Source organism: Anabaena sp. FACHB-83 (assembly GCF_014697485.1).
Taxonomy (GTDB): Bacteria; Cyanobacteriota; Cyanobacteriia; order Cyanobacteriales; family Nostocaceae; genus Nostoc_B.
In genome coordinates, this window is record NZ_JACJRY010000087.1 from 1 (window position 1) to 13,498 (window position 13,498).

The window sequence follows — 13,498 nt, forward strand, 5'->3', positions numbered from 1 at the left end:
ATAGTGACGCATTTTCAACCTTTCACCTATGTATATACATGGCTGCGGTTTTTTCTAGTTTTTCAACTCAATTTTCTTATCCCGGTTTTCTGTTCCGTTGCTACTCACGCCCCAAATCTTATTGATGTTTTCGCAACAGTCTAAACAAGTATTATCTAGTACACAGTAGCGTCTGCCAATCTTGCAAAGTGTGAGGAACGAGTTTTAGCCCGTGGTATATCTTCTAACCATGCGAAAACTCGACTTAGATTAATAGCAGCAGCCGTCAGAATATGCTGTAGATGAGTTTTAGCTAACCCAATATAACGGCAATCGCGCAATTCAAATGCTCGGATGCCCTGAGAGATAGTACCTTCAATGCCTGAGCGTAGTGCATACTGTTTTTGGAATTCCTCAGTTTCTTGTCGAACTCTTGCTTTTTGAAGAGCTTCATAATCAGATTGCACCTGTATGCTTAACCCGCGCGGGTTGGTTTTTGCACGAGTACATTGGCTGCGAACTGGACAAGCCAAACAATCACGCTGCCGAAACTCAACGTAAATTAGGGGTTTATCATAAAAATTTTTATTTTTCTTCCAAAGGTAACTACGCTTACCTTGAGGACAATAGACTGCTTTTTCGTCCCAATCTATTTTAAAGTGAGATAAATCAAATCCTAGTCCAGCCTTTGCTTGCCATCCGACATTGAGGGCTACTGGCCCCAGTAGGTCAATGTTATAGTCGCGCTCGGAGCTAGAAAGTAATTGTGCTGATGTGTATGCTTGATCAACCAAGTGCTGTTGAGGCAGGAGGTTTTTTTCGCCCAGAGCTTGGTGAATTGACGGAACAACTGTTACGTCTTGGGTTGTGGCAGCAGTCGTTTCTACATGAGTGATCATGTGAGGTGAGTCTTCATCACAACTTTCTGTCAGATGCACTTTGTACCCTGTCCAGTTAGTAGTGCGTTTGGTGCTGTTACGGGCATCTAAATCATAGGGAGAGCGAATTCGTACTGCTCCCGGTGGCCCATCTTTTTCGTTGCGTAACTGGATCTTGTCTGTTGGTGCATAGTATTGCTGTAACCAAACCTGACGCAAGACTTCTACTGCTGGCAGTTGTCGCAATTCAATGGGGGCAGTTTGGGAATAGATGTTATCGAGTAAATAAAAGCCATCAGCCCCTATTGTCTGGGCTAAAACTTCTCGCTCTGAAGCTGTTCTAGGCAATCGGGTATCTTCAAAGCGTCTGCTATAGCGGTCATACCACTCAGCGGGAGCTAATGACTTTAGCCAAATGGGTGCAACTTCAGCCACAGCATTCAAGGCATAGCGCAGGGTTTCCCCCAAATGTTCCAGTCTTGTTAGTTCCCTGACTACAGCTAATATATGAGTTGAGTCAGTGCGCTGTTTCCCTTTTGCTGACAAAAGTTTGAGTTCCTGAAATCTCAACAACATTTTGTCTAGTATTTGCTGCTCAACACCACCGGCGATTAATCTGTCGCGGAATTCGCTTAAAACACTAAAATCAAAACCTGGATCTGTTAACTCTAAGGACAAAGCGTATTTCCAGTCAATTCGCCCTTGGACTGCTTGCGCTGCTTGTCTATCAGATAAGTTCTCTAAATATTGCATCACCAGTATCATCGCCAATCGCCAAGGTGCTTGTGCTGGCTGACCCCGTTGTGGATACAGTGATGCGAAATCTTCATCCTGATAAAACACCCCAAGTTCATCACGCAATCGCATATAAAGATTACCTTTTGGAAATGCGGCTTTGGCTACACGTACCGTTTCATCAGGAATAGGAGCAATTTCTTCGGGATGTAAACACATATACTTCCCTCCAAAGGTATTTCTTCTAGTTTATTGATAATTGAAGCAACCAACTAAATTTTAGTCTATCCGTGTAATACACGGAAAATCTGCCATTTTTTTTGTTAAGCAATATTTCGCCAACGGTATCCGTATCTCGGCGGCCACCCTAATTCTCTTTGGTAGGCGAAAAGCAATTATGGGGTGAAAAGTAGCAGTGCATTCATGCAGAAATTCTAGTTAGATGTCAAAAATGCTATAGCGTATATATAGCAATAGTTTCCAGCTATCTTGCCCCTCATAACAGCTTCGCTATATCCACCCCCACTAGGGATGTTACCTGTAATATTAAGTTTTGGATAGTTTCTTTGCAACCACTTCAGGAATTCTAGTGACTGAACTATATCCGTTGAAGTGCCACCCAAGGCTTTCATAAGACGCTGGGCAAGTTCATGATTAGAGGCTATAGTCGAATCATAAGAATCAAATTTACCATCAATTAGCATTTTGAGAGATTTTGCTAGGCGATATGCCTCTTCATTTCTTGAACGTATGTAAAAGTCAATAGGTTCAGTATGTCTTTCTGATGATTGAAAAGAAGACCGACGTGAGCGCCCGAAAAGTGATTGTTGCCACTTTTCATTTAGAAAAATGAGTGCTAATTCTGAAAGTTGCTCTTGATTAAACTCCTCAGTTATAGAATACTGTCGTTGAGAATTAAGCCACTCCAAAAACTCAATAATTTGATATGAAGGTACAGGATTCACGAGATTTTCCTTGCATAACTGTCAATGATTTATCGGTCATCTTAGCTTTCGCAACCAATAATGTGCGATGTAAGCCTGTGAAGCTGATTTTTTCATAGGTCAACCAGAAATAATGAGGACATTTTAGCCTTACTCAAGTGCGAATTTCTCCATGTTGCCGAATATGTTCAACTAACCGCTTGGTTTCACCGCCTGCTAATTCTAGTTCCCTAAGATTACCCACCAAAACAAACAATTCCCTTGCCCTACTAACGGCTGTATTTAGTAAATTAGGTTTCCGATTAAGAAACCAAAAACTATGCTCTTGGTGGCACTGGTAAGGAGAAAAGATGATAGCTGCTTTCTCTCCCCCCTGAAAGGTGTGAACTGTGCCAATATCATCCCAAGAAAAGTTTCGCCAACGGGTAGAAAGCCGATACCTGAGCGCGTTAGCTTGCTGCAAAAACGGCGACATTACCCCAATTGTCTTTGAGTTGTCATCCGAGCTAATAGAGTAACCTTGCTTCAGCAAGGATGTAATTACAGCTTCTACAGCGTTGATTTCTTCTGGATTAGTGTTATGGGTGTGGCTTCCCTCGACATGGTAAGCCAATAGATGCGGTTCTGTTGCCGTCTGGTGATTATTGGAAAGAATTTGCAGACCACCGGGATAGTTGGGACTGCAAAATTGAATAATAGATGGGGTGCAACGGTAATGATTTCTAAGGATAATGCCATTGCCATTGTCACTTTCTGTGCCACTAGCACCAGCAGCACGATGATAAGCGGTCGCTGTGTATTTGGCAGTGGGGGCATAGCGATAGTAATCTTCATTCTTCATGCCCCGATCCAGAAAGGCAGTTTTGAAATATTGCTTGATGCTATCGTCGCTCATGTTAACGATTGGCTCAATTTGTTGGGGATCGCCAGCCACTACTGCCCGTTGCGATCGCACAAGCAAAGGAAATAACTGATGTATAAGAGTTGTCCCCGCTTCATCCACCAGTGCCAGCTTGATGATATTAGGCTGAAGAATTGGCAACATATTACGCATTGATTGGAGGGTGGAGGTAATAACCGGGAAAATCAAGCTCAAGTGACTTAAGATGGCATCACTATCAGTTGACAGTTTTAGCAATGCCTCTCCATCCCCAGCTAATACGCTGCCGTAAGTTTCTAATGCCCTCATAACGCTATCTTTGCGCCGGACAGTTTCTTGCAACAGAAACGCCCAGGCTCGTTGAAATAGTTCTAGCTGCAATTGGTGGTAGTCACGGTAAAAACGACACAAGAAATCTGCTTGGGGGTAACTATCAAGTTGTTTTTGGATTTGTTGCTGTTGAGCTTGCTTTAGCTCTAGTTCCCTAGTTAAAGCCGCTATTTGGTTTTGAATTTCAGTTACTTCCAGGTTTAGATTGCGCCATTGCCGTAACAAATCAATTTTTTGGTTAATGCTGGTGATTGCTGTGGTAAGACTGGAGGGGTCAAGGGGTATCTGAAACGGATGGGCTGTAGCCAAGGTATTTAAAACAGCCGCGTTTACTCGATTCGCCAAACGCTGAAAAATTCGCTTGTCGGTAGTAGCATTGAGCCAGTCCAAGGCGCGTTTTGTGATAGAGTCAGAATCTTTTGGCAGTTCCCGTTCTGCTTGGAATAACGCTTCTTGTATTTGCTGGTAGGCATCAATGGGAAAATTTTCGTAAGCAGCAAAACTTGATAGCTGTTCAGTTAGGGCTTGCAACTCGGCAGACTTAGCTGCAATCTCGTTATTGAGAGATTGGATTTCTACATCAAATTGCTCTAGCCGTTCAATGTCAATAACTTTTTGAGCAGTATTCAAGCGGTCTTGCTCTTGGAGTTGTTGAATTTCACTTTCTGCTTGCAGTAATTCGAGTTTGGCTTGTTGCCAAGAATCTAGGTTAAATTCAGCATTACGCAGCCAATCTTGGGTTGATTGCAGTTTAGGTAAGGTTTCCTTACGGATATTAGTTTGGTTCCCGCCTGGAAGATAAAACTGTTGAGCAGGAGAATTTATAGTCAGTCGTTGTTGAAATTTTTTAACGGTGCTGTTATTAGCGCCGACAAAGAAGATTAAATTATTTACATCATCAAGACCATGAACAAGCCGTAACGCCCGATTTACTACTTGCTGTGCTATGAGGTGCAGAAACACCTCGGTTTTTCCATTCCCCGGTGGCCCACAAACAGCAGTTAGTAAGTTTTCTTGGGCGTGTTTGAGGACGGACGCTTGAAATTCATCAGGTGCGTGTGAAGGGAAAGCACCCCAGAATATCACCTCATCTCTGGGTAATTGTGGCTGACCACAGATGTACTGCATGGCTGGGTGAGTTTCAGTTAGCCATTCTACCTTAGAGTCCGGTTGTTGCAGTTCCTTGAAGATTTCTTGTATGTCTTGCTTAAGTAGGGCGTTATAGGGGGTAAAGTCGCAGCGTAGCAAATAAGGTTGTCGAGAGGTTTTGTAGTTTCCTTCGGGGAAGTCTACCAGTTCTAGAAAGTCTCGAAGTGTTGAGAATCTTCCTTTAAATGTGTCTTCTAAGAATTTTAAAATTCCTGATGCAACAATCAGTGATTCGGCTTGTTCTTCCTCTAGTTTGTACAGCCGCATTAAATTAACGTTCACTGGCTGAAACTCGTATTCGGTCAAGTCCCAGCCAGTTTTGCGGTAATTCCCTTTTAAAATGGGTGAAATATCGATAGTGAACAGAGGCAGGTATTTCAGCTTTTGGTCTTTGCCCTTGCCGTTGATTATATAGATTTGTGGGAAGGCAACAGCCACCTGAACATCATTTTTGTTACCTCTAGTGGCTGCTTGTTGCTGTTGCTGGAATTGGGTAAATACTTCGTTATCTAGGAGTAACTTGTTGCCTACAAGCTGGACTCCCTTATCTACTACTTTTGAATAGATATCTGAAGAACGCTCGACCTCAGCTTGAGTCAGTTCCTCTAATCTGATATAGCTTAACCAAGCTTTTACTATCTGGAGCAGTTTTTCTGACTCTAGCATAGGGACTTAAACTTAAAAAGGAACACAAGCTAAGTATAAAAAATATTTCAATCTTCTGTTTTCTGCATCATGCTATGGGTAGGTAAGGTCACTCAAAATTTGTAAGCGTTTCCAGTTGTGAGAGCAATTTTTCGATTTGCTTGCGTTTTTTTGGGTCTGACCAGATGCGTGATTTTTTTAGTTTAGTGGTGGCAACAGCAAAACGTTCTTTGTAATTGTTAGATTCAGTTTGAGGGTTAGAGGCAAGGGTTTTCTTTTCACTAATGCGCTGTTTAATTTCGCTTAAAGACCAGTTTTGGGCAATAGCTTGTTCTACAAAGGCAACGCGCTCGTCTAAATCCTGAATAGTAGCAATGGCTTTGGCTTTGGTGTATTCAAGTTTTCCTTGTCTTAGTGCAGAAAGAATGTCTTCTGGAAGGTTTAGCAAGGGCAGACGATTCTTGACGAAAGATGCCCAGGTCATTAAGCCTAAGCCATCAAATACACCTTCAACAATTTTTAAATCTGGGTCAGCAGATGGCTCATGGTTGGGGTCTAAATTAGGGGTTTCGGTTGCGCCCATAACGTTATGGGTAGGTTTATCACCTTCGCTTTCATCCTCGCTAATAGCGTTATTATCAGAGTCACTTTCAACTGCGCCCATAACGTTATGGGTAGGCTCATCACCTTCGCTATCGGGTGCGCCCATAACGTTATGGGTAACTGTAGATGTCTTGTTTTGTAAGCGTTGTAGACGATAGAGTAATGGGGGTACTTCCTCAAGGCTTCGACCTAGTTTGAGAGCCAGCAGTTGCAGGATGCCTTCAGTTTCTTCAACTGGGTTAAGGTCTTCCCGCAGTAGGTTTTCTACGAGTGCCAGTTGAAAAGCGGCGTTATCGTCTAATTCTCTAATGACAACGGGAACTTCTTTTAAACCAAGTTCAGTTGCAGCACGATAGCGGCGCTCTCCTGCTACTAGTTCGTGTTTTCCATCCACAACGGGGCGGACTAACAGAGGTTGGAGGATGCCATGCTGTTTTATCGATTCGGTTAACTGCTTTAACGCTTCTGCGTCAAAGTAACGGCGTGGTTGTGTCGGTGGCAGAGTAATCTGCTCTAAGGGCATGGACTGGGGAGAGGCAGCATTATGAATAGCTGTAGTGTCCCAAGGTACTTCAATTTTGCTTTTGAGGGGTTGGGTGGTTTTGGTGCGTCTCATTTTAATGTTGATAAACTAAGGGCTATTTTTTTCAAAATTTGCACAGAGGAGTGCTTGGGGTCGTAAACTGCCAGGGGCATTCGTTCTTCTGAGGCATCAACAAAAGCGGTAGAGCGCGGAATAGGGGGGAATATTGTTCCGGCGTTGGCTAATTGTTCAGTGATGGCTGCTAAGGTACGGGTGTCTTGAGAGTTACGGGCATCGTATTTTGTGGGTACAAATCCAGCTATTTGTAATTTGCGGTTGGGTTTGTTGCGGACGGTAGCGACGGTTTTTAAGAGTTCGCCTGTACCCTCAAAGGCTTTGAAATGAGTTTCCAGGGGGACGAGAACATGAGTGGCAGCGACAAGGGAGATATAAGAGAGTAAACCTAAGCTGGGAGGGCAATCTATAAGGATGAAATCGTAATTCTCTTGGATTGGTTCGATGGCTTCTCGTAAGCGAAAATCACGCATGGAAGCATTAACCAATTGCATTTCTGCCGTAGCAAGAGAGATGTTAGCCGGGGCTAAATCCATGCCATGAATGCCCTCATGAATTGGTAGGGGTCGTTCATCGACAATGGCATTATTAACAGTTTCGTCTAAATCCCTTGGAACCAAGCCCATAAAGATAGTTAAGCTGGCTTGGGGGTCGATATCGATGAGCAGGACACGATGATCCAATTGCGCTATTTGGTAGCCCAGGTTTTGGGTAAGGGTGGTTTTGGCAACACCTCCCGCCTGATTAAATACTGCGATGATTCGGCTCATAAGTGAGTTGGTTTAGCTGCACCGTTACAATTTAAGATAGCGGTAAGAAGCCAAGAAACAATGTTTATTTTTGTTTTTCTGACAGGCTGTATCAACTATTTTGAGGAATTTTTTAAATTTCGCTGTCTTCGAGCTTCTCTCTTTTGTTGTGCTTTATCCAAGCTTTCATGATCATTAACGCTCTGTTGGGGAGTAACAATTTTTGATGTTGTTTGCTGATTGCCAGTTGGGGGTAGGGATTTAGGCGGTAGGGTTTTCCTAGTCTTTAAGCCAAAAAGAAAATGCACATCATCAAAATCTCCCACCACCTCATCATCAACACGCCCCGCTTCAAAAGCTTGCTCAATCAGAGGTAAAGAATCTATTGCTTTGAGGTCAATTAGCACAGAAATGATGTGACCATTTAACTCTGGGCTATTTTCTTCAAAATTCTCTAGCTGTTGAGACAAGGCAGCAACACAATCCGCCTGATGCTCTAGATATACACAGGCAATTTTTTTGATAGTAACCATAGCGTGAACTCGCCAAGTTTCGTCATGAGAGTCATCAGCAATAAAATTTGTGAGTGCTGGGATTGCTCTTAAACCAATCAGGCTTAAAACATCCGTCAACTCCTCAATCAAGCAGAACAAGACTTCATTATCAAAAGCATCATCCATTTTGGGGAATAAGCTAATCAATGGCTCAATTGCTGATTCTGCTCGGAGTTGCCCTAATGCCCGAATTGCATGGAGAGGCGCGTATTCTAATAAACTGTCTTCACCAAAAAAACCAAAGTCATCATCTGAAAGATTGTATAAATCCTCATCCGTTGCCATACGGATTAACTCAGGAATATCATCAGCCGTGATGCCTAGCTCTCGGTAGTCAGGCCATTCATCTGGGGATAATTTTTCAGTTCCTGGCTGATAGTCAAGTAATTGATTAACAGGAGATGAATAACTATTTTTAGGCATAAATTTTGGAATCAATTCTTTAAGAAACTGAACAAGTTTTTTGATTGCACTTTACTCTTAACAGTAGTTTGACTCCAAATACAACCACATCACTAAAGAAACTACGCTACAAATAGGAGTGTTTTTGTTCCTCCCGCAGAGAACACCTCATTACAGCAGATGGTAACAATACGATATATTGCTCTCAAGTAAGAAAATTTTTTACAAATTTTCTTAGATTGGTGAATACAGCAGGGTGAAATCAATGCTTTCGAGAGCCAATGTTGCGTATCTCTATTGCCCAACCGAAGCTGGGGGAGAAAGATATTTCCAAATATTGACTGCAAATCTAATTGTATTTAACATTAATTATTTGCACAGGTTACTTTAATGTCACTTCTGACAGAAACTTTAGAAAGAATCTTTAAGCATCTGCAACAACATAGACCAGAGGTAGCCTCACTTCTAAAACCAGGAAAAAAAATTGAAGAAATTCAATCTCAAATTAAGAATTTACCTTTTCATTTATCAGAAGAAGTTTATGAACTTTATCAGTGGCATAATGGTATAGATTTTACAAATATTTCAAGAATTAGTTTACCTGTTGATATTAGTTTTATTCCTGGCTTTGACTTTCTGCCTTTGGAACAAGCGATAGAAGATTCTCAAGAAATTGAGGAGTTTAGGCATGAATATACTTCACTAGAAGATGAGAACTGTCATAAACCTTGGTTTCCAATCTTCGGTTCTGATGATTTAGAGTATTTCCTGGTTTTTGGTAATTTAGAAAATAATAAATATTCATCTATAATGCACTGTCATTTAGGAGATGGAAGTCTACCTAAATTGAAATATCCTAACCTAATAACTTTTATGTTAATAGTAGCAGAATGCTATGAAACAAACGCTTATTACCTGACAGAGCCTTCAGAAGATAATTATTTTAGAGCATTCTTAAAAAGAAATCCCAAACAATTTGCTGAAATTGAACGTAAATATTTTATTGAAGAATTAGAAGAATTAATAAAAGCAATATCTCAACCTAAATGTTTACTATCAAACAATATATTTAATAGCTTATGTCGCTTTAAAGATCCAAGATTTGTAGAACCAATGATTCACATCCTTCATCTACCTTTATCTGAAGTGGATAATGGAGAAGAAAACATCTCAATTCGTATAAGAGCAGCTATGATTCTTGGAGAAATTGGAGATTTGAGAGCAGTAGAACCTTTAATGAGAGCATTAGAATCTCGGTTGAAAGAAGACCGGGGATACTCTGTAGCAAATAATGCAGCACAAGCACTCAGAAAATTAGGAGATCCCAGAGCTATTGAATCGTTGAAACGATTTGTGCAAAATAATCAGCAGTATCTTCCAACTTTCATACCGTCACCTTCATGGATTGAGCGAATTGCTCTTCAAGAAGCCTTAGAGCAAGCAAATTGGGCAATCAAAGAACTTGAGAAAATAATTTGAACAACTTTTAATTAGCAAGTAATGTTTTTTAGCCTCGACTTCGCAATCAAGGTATCCAGCATTGGCGGCTGAAAGTCTTCAATAGCAATAATTTTTAATTAGCATCGTTTTACTTTACTTAAATTTCACTTACTTGTCCCAAAATACAGTTATGAAAAAATACAATTTTCTAGCTGAATAGCATACATTAAATACATTATTAAAATATTAAGTAATTCTCATGTTAGTAGTGAGTAAATTTAATGCTAATTGTAATTTTATTAACAGTAATAGTTGCCGAATTTACAGCAGCAATATTTCTTTTTGTTGGTATATGGCGTTTAAACTCAATTAAATATGGATTATTAACGTTCATGTGGTCATTTATTGTTGCTTTACTAGGTGCTATTGCTGGTTTTTGTCTTGGGTATATATGGTATAAATGGGAACTTAAAACTCATCCGAGTTATTCAAATCCTGACCTAAATGGCTTAAGTTCAGCAGGGATTGGGCTAGGGTTATTTTTTGTTCGGCTGTGTTTTATCCAGGCTGGAACCATTCTAGGTGCGATTTGGGGCGGCGACCGTAGTTTAAGGTATTATCAAACACGTAATAAACGTACCTGAGCGTTCGCGCTTTTACTCCAATGTCGTTTAACCCCTAAAACACGACATCGGTTCTGTCTTCATTGTTAAACTAAATCTTTTGTTCAATCAAAGTTTCTACTTGTTCCCTAACTGATTGATGTAATCCCATTGCTAAAGAATTATGAATTAATTGTATTAGCCTTTCTCGGTGTAAAGGTATATTATTTAATTCATTGAATTCTTTTGTTAGACATGAAGAAGCCCTAAATAAGCAAATAGCCAGCCATGATGCTGTTGAGCGTACATTAATTCTTTCATCTTGAGTAAATGAGAAAACCTTATTGATAAATTGTTCAATATTGTGATACCTCATCTGATATAAAATCCGAAGTAGGTTGATAATTTGATATTCACTGAGGCTGGGTTCATCTATTTTAACTAAGAGATAATCATAAATAGGTTTACCACGTTTGATAATTTCATTAGCTACATTATCAGGTAAACGTATACTATGAAGTTGTTTGATTAACTTTTCAAAGTCTTTATCCATCTTTTTAAAGCTTCAAATACCATTGGTGAATTTCGATAATATCCAAATTTAGAGATTGCTAGTTATGAGTCAAGATTAGGTTTAATGCTTCTTCCATCTGTTGGCCAAGCCGCGACCGCGCAAGGAAGTTGCACAGCATTGGCTCTCACAAAGCTTATAGATAAAGATATTGAGCGAACTAATCAAATTTTTCTTAACTCAGTTTCTTACTTGCAAGAAAATCTATAAGTAATTGATTGATTATTGATAGTAAAGCATAGATTTATCTCTATATAGAACTGATACTAATATTTAAGAAGATTTAAGAACTCGTTGCAATTAGGCGGCGATAGCGAAGTGCTGGGCGGGGCTTTGATAAACTAGGCATCTTCACCAGTAAACTATTGCCCCGTCTCAGCACCGCCTAATTGAGCGATAGCGGCAACGAGTTCGGGCTGCAACACGACTCACCGACTAAAACCCCTAGACCGTTGTTTCTGCTGTTGCATTTCTTTCTGCTGCGCTTCAATCAAAATCTCATTCCAAGTTCGCCCAGACGGTGCAACTCTTTTAGCCTGTGGCAGCATTTTTTGAACAACTTGGGCTGTTTGGTTGCCCTGTTCATCGTTATTAAATGCCAAAGCAATTCTGTTCACATCCTTTAGCAATTCAAGGGGCAACGAATTAGGGTCATCAACAGCCATATACATTGTTCTGACTGGTGGTTGTCCCTTGTGTGCATCCCTATCAATATGTGCAATTGACAGTGCCTCAATTGGGGAATCACACAAGATAACTCTCTCGATTTTATCGTCAACCTCTCCACCCAATTTTAAGTGAAACCATCCCTGTGAGCGATCGCTGTTTTCGGGATGCTTTATGCAGCGATTGTCAAGGCGTGTGGTATCCCAAAGCAGTGCGCCTGACTTTTCACCGTTCAGATCGCGCTTAATAAAGACAACATTTTCCTGCTGGTCTACATAACCTAACCCCTGGCGTTGTAATGCCCCTACAAGGAAATTGGTTAAACCGCGTTTTTGAGTGAGGTAATTTTGCAATACCGGGCGTAAACTTTCATCTTCTGGTGGTGGAGTGAATTGAGTTTGTTTGAGTTCAATTTCTTGAAGAAACTTTTCTGCCTGCTCAATTGGCAGTGGAACAGAAGGAATCAACAGAATTACGTTAATGCGCTCATCATCACGTTCTGGCTGGTAGTCAACACCACGATGTTTTTGCAAACCAGGGAAGGTATAAGCTGCACCTAACTGTGTGCCACTAAAAGCAACTCCATCTTTCTGGTATGAAATGCCTTTTGACTTCCCATTCCTGGTAAATCCTGTCCTTACACTAATACCAGCTTGCTGCAACCGCGTTATAAATTCGGGCATTTGGGGATTGTCAACAGATGCGCGGTCAATTGTCTGCTGAATTGACTCTTTAACACTGGTTTCTGGTGGAGTATCACGCCTACCAATTTCATACTCTTCTTGCTCTCGCTGAATGCGTCTAAATTGTCCTGTGCTTTGGGTGCGATTCAGTTTTTCTCTGCTGCCCTGAACTTGAACTAAATCATAATCAATTTCAATCTGCCGCAGCACTTTCTCAGAGCGCACATAATCCCAAGAATCATCAACCAGTAACCCTGTATCTAACCTGATTCGGCTGGCGGCAATGTGAACATGATCATCGTCGGTGTTTTCGTGGCGAAAGATGACATATTGATTAACATCAAAACCCATTTCTTTCATGTAGCGATTGCCAATTTCACACCATTTATCTTCAGAGATTACGTCATCCTTGGCGGCTGACAATGAGACATGGTAAACCACACGCTCGGCATCTGGGTTTAATTGTCGAGACAGTCGAAATTCACTGGCTAATTCTCTGGCGTTTCTGCCACTCATGTTACCGCCAATCAGCTTGGCATTTTCACTGTTGTGTAGATAATCCAACAGCTTGCGAAAACCTCTACCCTTCGTCTGCTTGCCAATCATCTTCGTCCTCGTCCTCTTCTGACCAGTCATCTGATTCGGTGTCAACTTGTGCAATGTCTCGTCTGCACTGATGCAAGACTTCCAAAAGTTCTTCTAACAGTTCAGGGTTAGCTGGTGGAGTACGCCCCATCTTTATGGCTGTGTTGGTGGCTTTGACAAGCTGATTTAAGTTGTTGCCGATTTGTCCTAATTCCCAATATGCTTTTAAACTAATCTTGCTTAGTCGTTTCGGCAGTGGTCGCAGCAATCCATTACGCCTCATCAGTTCACTCGCTGACATTCCCGCATCTGCTGATTTTATCCGCAACAAATCCAACTCAATCTCACTCAACCTCAGTGAGAAGAGGTGCTTCCTAACAAGTCTTTTTGATTGCTTGCGATTGACCATTTTTCGGCACAACACGAGGGGGGTTTTTTAAGGGGGTACTCCCCCTTGAACAAGCCGTCGTCCGAGCGCAGCGAGGTAAAGCGTCAGCTTTAAGAC

At 41.2% G+C, this 13,498-nt stretch carries 11 protein-coding genes; 2 read left to right on the top strand and 9 right to left on the bottom strand.

Annotated features, from left to right (window positions below; translation table 11 throughout):
- Positions 1-155: 155 nt before the first annotated feature.
- The 6 genes from H6G79_RS35265 to H6G79_RS35290 form a co-directional block, all read right to left on the bottom strand.
- Positions 156-1,811: an IS1182 family transposase gene (locus H6G79_RS35265; RefSeq protein WP_190594763.1), complete on the bottom strand. Its 1,656-nt coding sequence runs from the start codon at positions 1,809-1,811 to the stop codon at positions 156-158.
- A gap of 215 nt (positions 1,812-2,026) precedes the next feature.
- A complete protein-coding gene (locus tag H6G79_RS35270; RefSeq protein WP_190594764.1) occupies positions 2,027-2,557 on the bottom strand; it encodes a hypothetical protein in 531 nt (176 codons plus the stop codon).
- A 133-nt stretch (positions 2,558-2,690) separates the two neighbouring features.
- A complete protein-coding gene (locus H6G79_RS35275; RefSeq protein ID WP_190594765.1) occupies positions 2,691-5,561 on the bottom strand; it encodes a DEAD/DEAH box helicase in 2,871 nt (956 codons plus the stop codon).
- Positions 5,562-5,649: 88 nt separating this feature from the next.
- Positions 5,650-6,759, bottom strand: coding sequence for a ParB/RepB/Spo0J family partition protein (locus H6G79_RS35280; RefSeq protein ID WP_190594766.1), 1,110 nt, complete (start codon positions 6,757-6,759; stop codon positions 5,650-5,652).
- Positions 6,756-7,511 (bottom strand): ParA family protein, encoded by a 756-nt coding sequence (locus tag H6G79_RS35285; protein WP_190594767.1) that lies wholly within the window; start codon positions 7,509-7,511, stop codon positions 6,756-6,758. Before H6G79_RS35285 ends, H6G79_RS35280 begins: the two co-directional genes overlap by 4 nt.
- A gap of 95 nt (positions 7,512-7,606) precedes the next feature.
- The gene (locus H6G79_RS35290) at positions 7,607-8,467 is read right to left on the bottom strand and encodes a DUF1186 domain-containing protein (RefSeq protein WP_190594768.1); all 861 of its coding nucleotides are present in this window, start codon (positions 8,465-8,467) and stop codon (positions 7,607-7,609) included.
- Between the two features lie 369 nt (positions 8,468-8,836).
- Between H6G79_RS35290 and H6G79_RS35295 the strand changes: the two genes are divergently transcribed.
- Both H6G79_RS35295 and H6G79_RS35300 read left to right on the top strand, forming a co-directional pair.
- Entirely contained in the window at positions 8,837-9,925 is a 1,089-nt protein-coding gene (locus H6G79_RS35295) for a HEAT repeat domain-containing protein (RefSeq protein WP_190594769.1), read from the top strand.
- A gap of 242 nt (positions 9,926-10,167) precedes the next feature.
- Complete coding sequence (locus tag H6G79_RS35300) at positions 10,168-10,530, top strand: hypothetical protein (RefSeq protein ID WP_190594770.1); 363 nt, start codon at positions 10,168-10,170, stop codon at positions 10,528-10,530.
- A 70-nt stretch (positions 10,531-10,600) separates the two neighbouring features.
- Here the strand turns inward: H6G79_RS35300 and H6G79_RS35305 are convergent, their stop codons facing one another.
- From H6G79_RS35305 to H6G79_RS35315, 3 genes are all read right to left on the bottom strand, one after another.
- Complete coding sequence (locus H6G79_RS35305) at positions 10,601-11,041, bottom strand: hypothetical protein (protein WP_190594771.1); 441 nt, start codon at positions 11,039-11,041, stop codon at positions 10,601-10,603.
- A gap of 446 nt (positions 11,042-11,487) precedes the next feature.
- Positions 11,488-13,014, bottom strand: coding sequence for a relaxase/mobilization nuclease domain-containing protein (locus H6G79_RS35310; RefSeq protein ID WP_190594772.1), 1,527 nt, complete (start codon positions 13,012-13,014; stop codon positions 11,488-11,490).
- Positions 12,989-13,402: a plasmid mobilization protein gene (locus tag H6G79_RS35315; protein WP_190594773.1), complete on the bottom strand. Its 414-nt coding sequence runs from the start codon at positions 13,400-13,402 to the stop codon at positions 12,989-12,991. Before H6G79_RS35315 ends, H6G79_RS35310 begins: the two co-directional genes overlap by 26 nt.
- Positions 13,403-13,498: the final 96 nt, after the last annotated feature.

Bases quoted from the DNA above. Each gene is read 5' to 3' on its own strand.
- H6G79_RS35290 (WP_190594768.1), bottom strand. From the start codon at position 8,467: ATGCCTAAAAATAGTTATTCATCTCCTGTTAATCAATTACTTGACTAT.
- H6G79_RS35275 (WP_190594765.1), bottom strand. From the start codon at position 5,561: ATGCTAGAGTCAGAAAAACTGCTCCAGATAGTAAAAGCTTGGTTAAGC.
- H6G79_RS35305 (WP_190594771.1), bottom strand. From the start codon at position 11,041: ATGGATAAAGACTTTGAAAAGTTAATCAAACAACTTCATAGTATACGT.
- H6G79_RS35285 (WP_190594767.1), bottom strand. From the start codon at position 7,511: ATGAGCCGAATCATCGCAGTATTTAATCAGGCGGGAGGTGTTGCCAAA.
- H6G79_RS35280 (WP_190594766.1), bottom strand. From the start codon at position 6,759: ATGAGACGCACCAAAACCACCCAACCCCTCAAAAGCAAAATTGAAGTA.
- H6G79_RS35295 (WP_190594769.1), top strand. From the start codon at position 8,837: ATGTCACTTCTGACAGAAACTTTAGAAAGAATCTTTAAGCATCTGCAA.
- H6G79_RS35315 (WP_190594773.1), bottom strand. From the start codon at position 13,402: ATGGTCAATCGCAAGCAATCAAAAAGACTTGTTAGGAAGCACCTCTTC.
- H6G79_RS35300 (WP_190594770.1), top strand. From the start codon at position 10,168: ATGCTAATTGTAATTTTATTAACAGTAATAGTTGCCGAATTTACAGCA.
- H6G79_RS35265 (WP_190594763.1), bottom strand. From the start codon at position 1,811: ATGTGTTTACATCCCGAAGAAATTGCTCCTATTCCTGATGAAACGGTA.
- H6G79_RS35310 (WP_190594772.1), bottom strand. From the start codon at position 13,014: ATGATTGGCAAGCAGACGAAGGGTAGAGGTTTTCGCAAGCTGTTGGAT.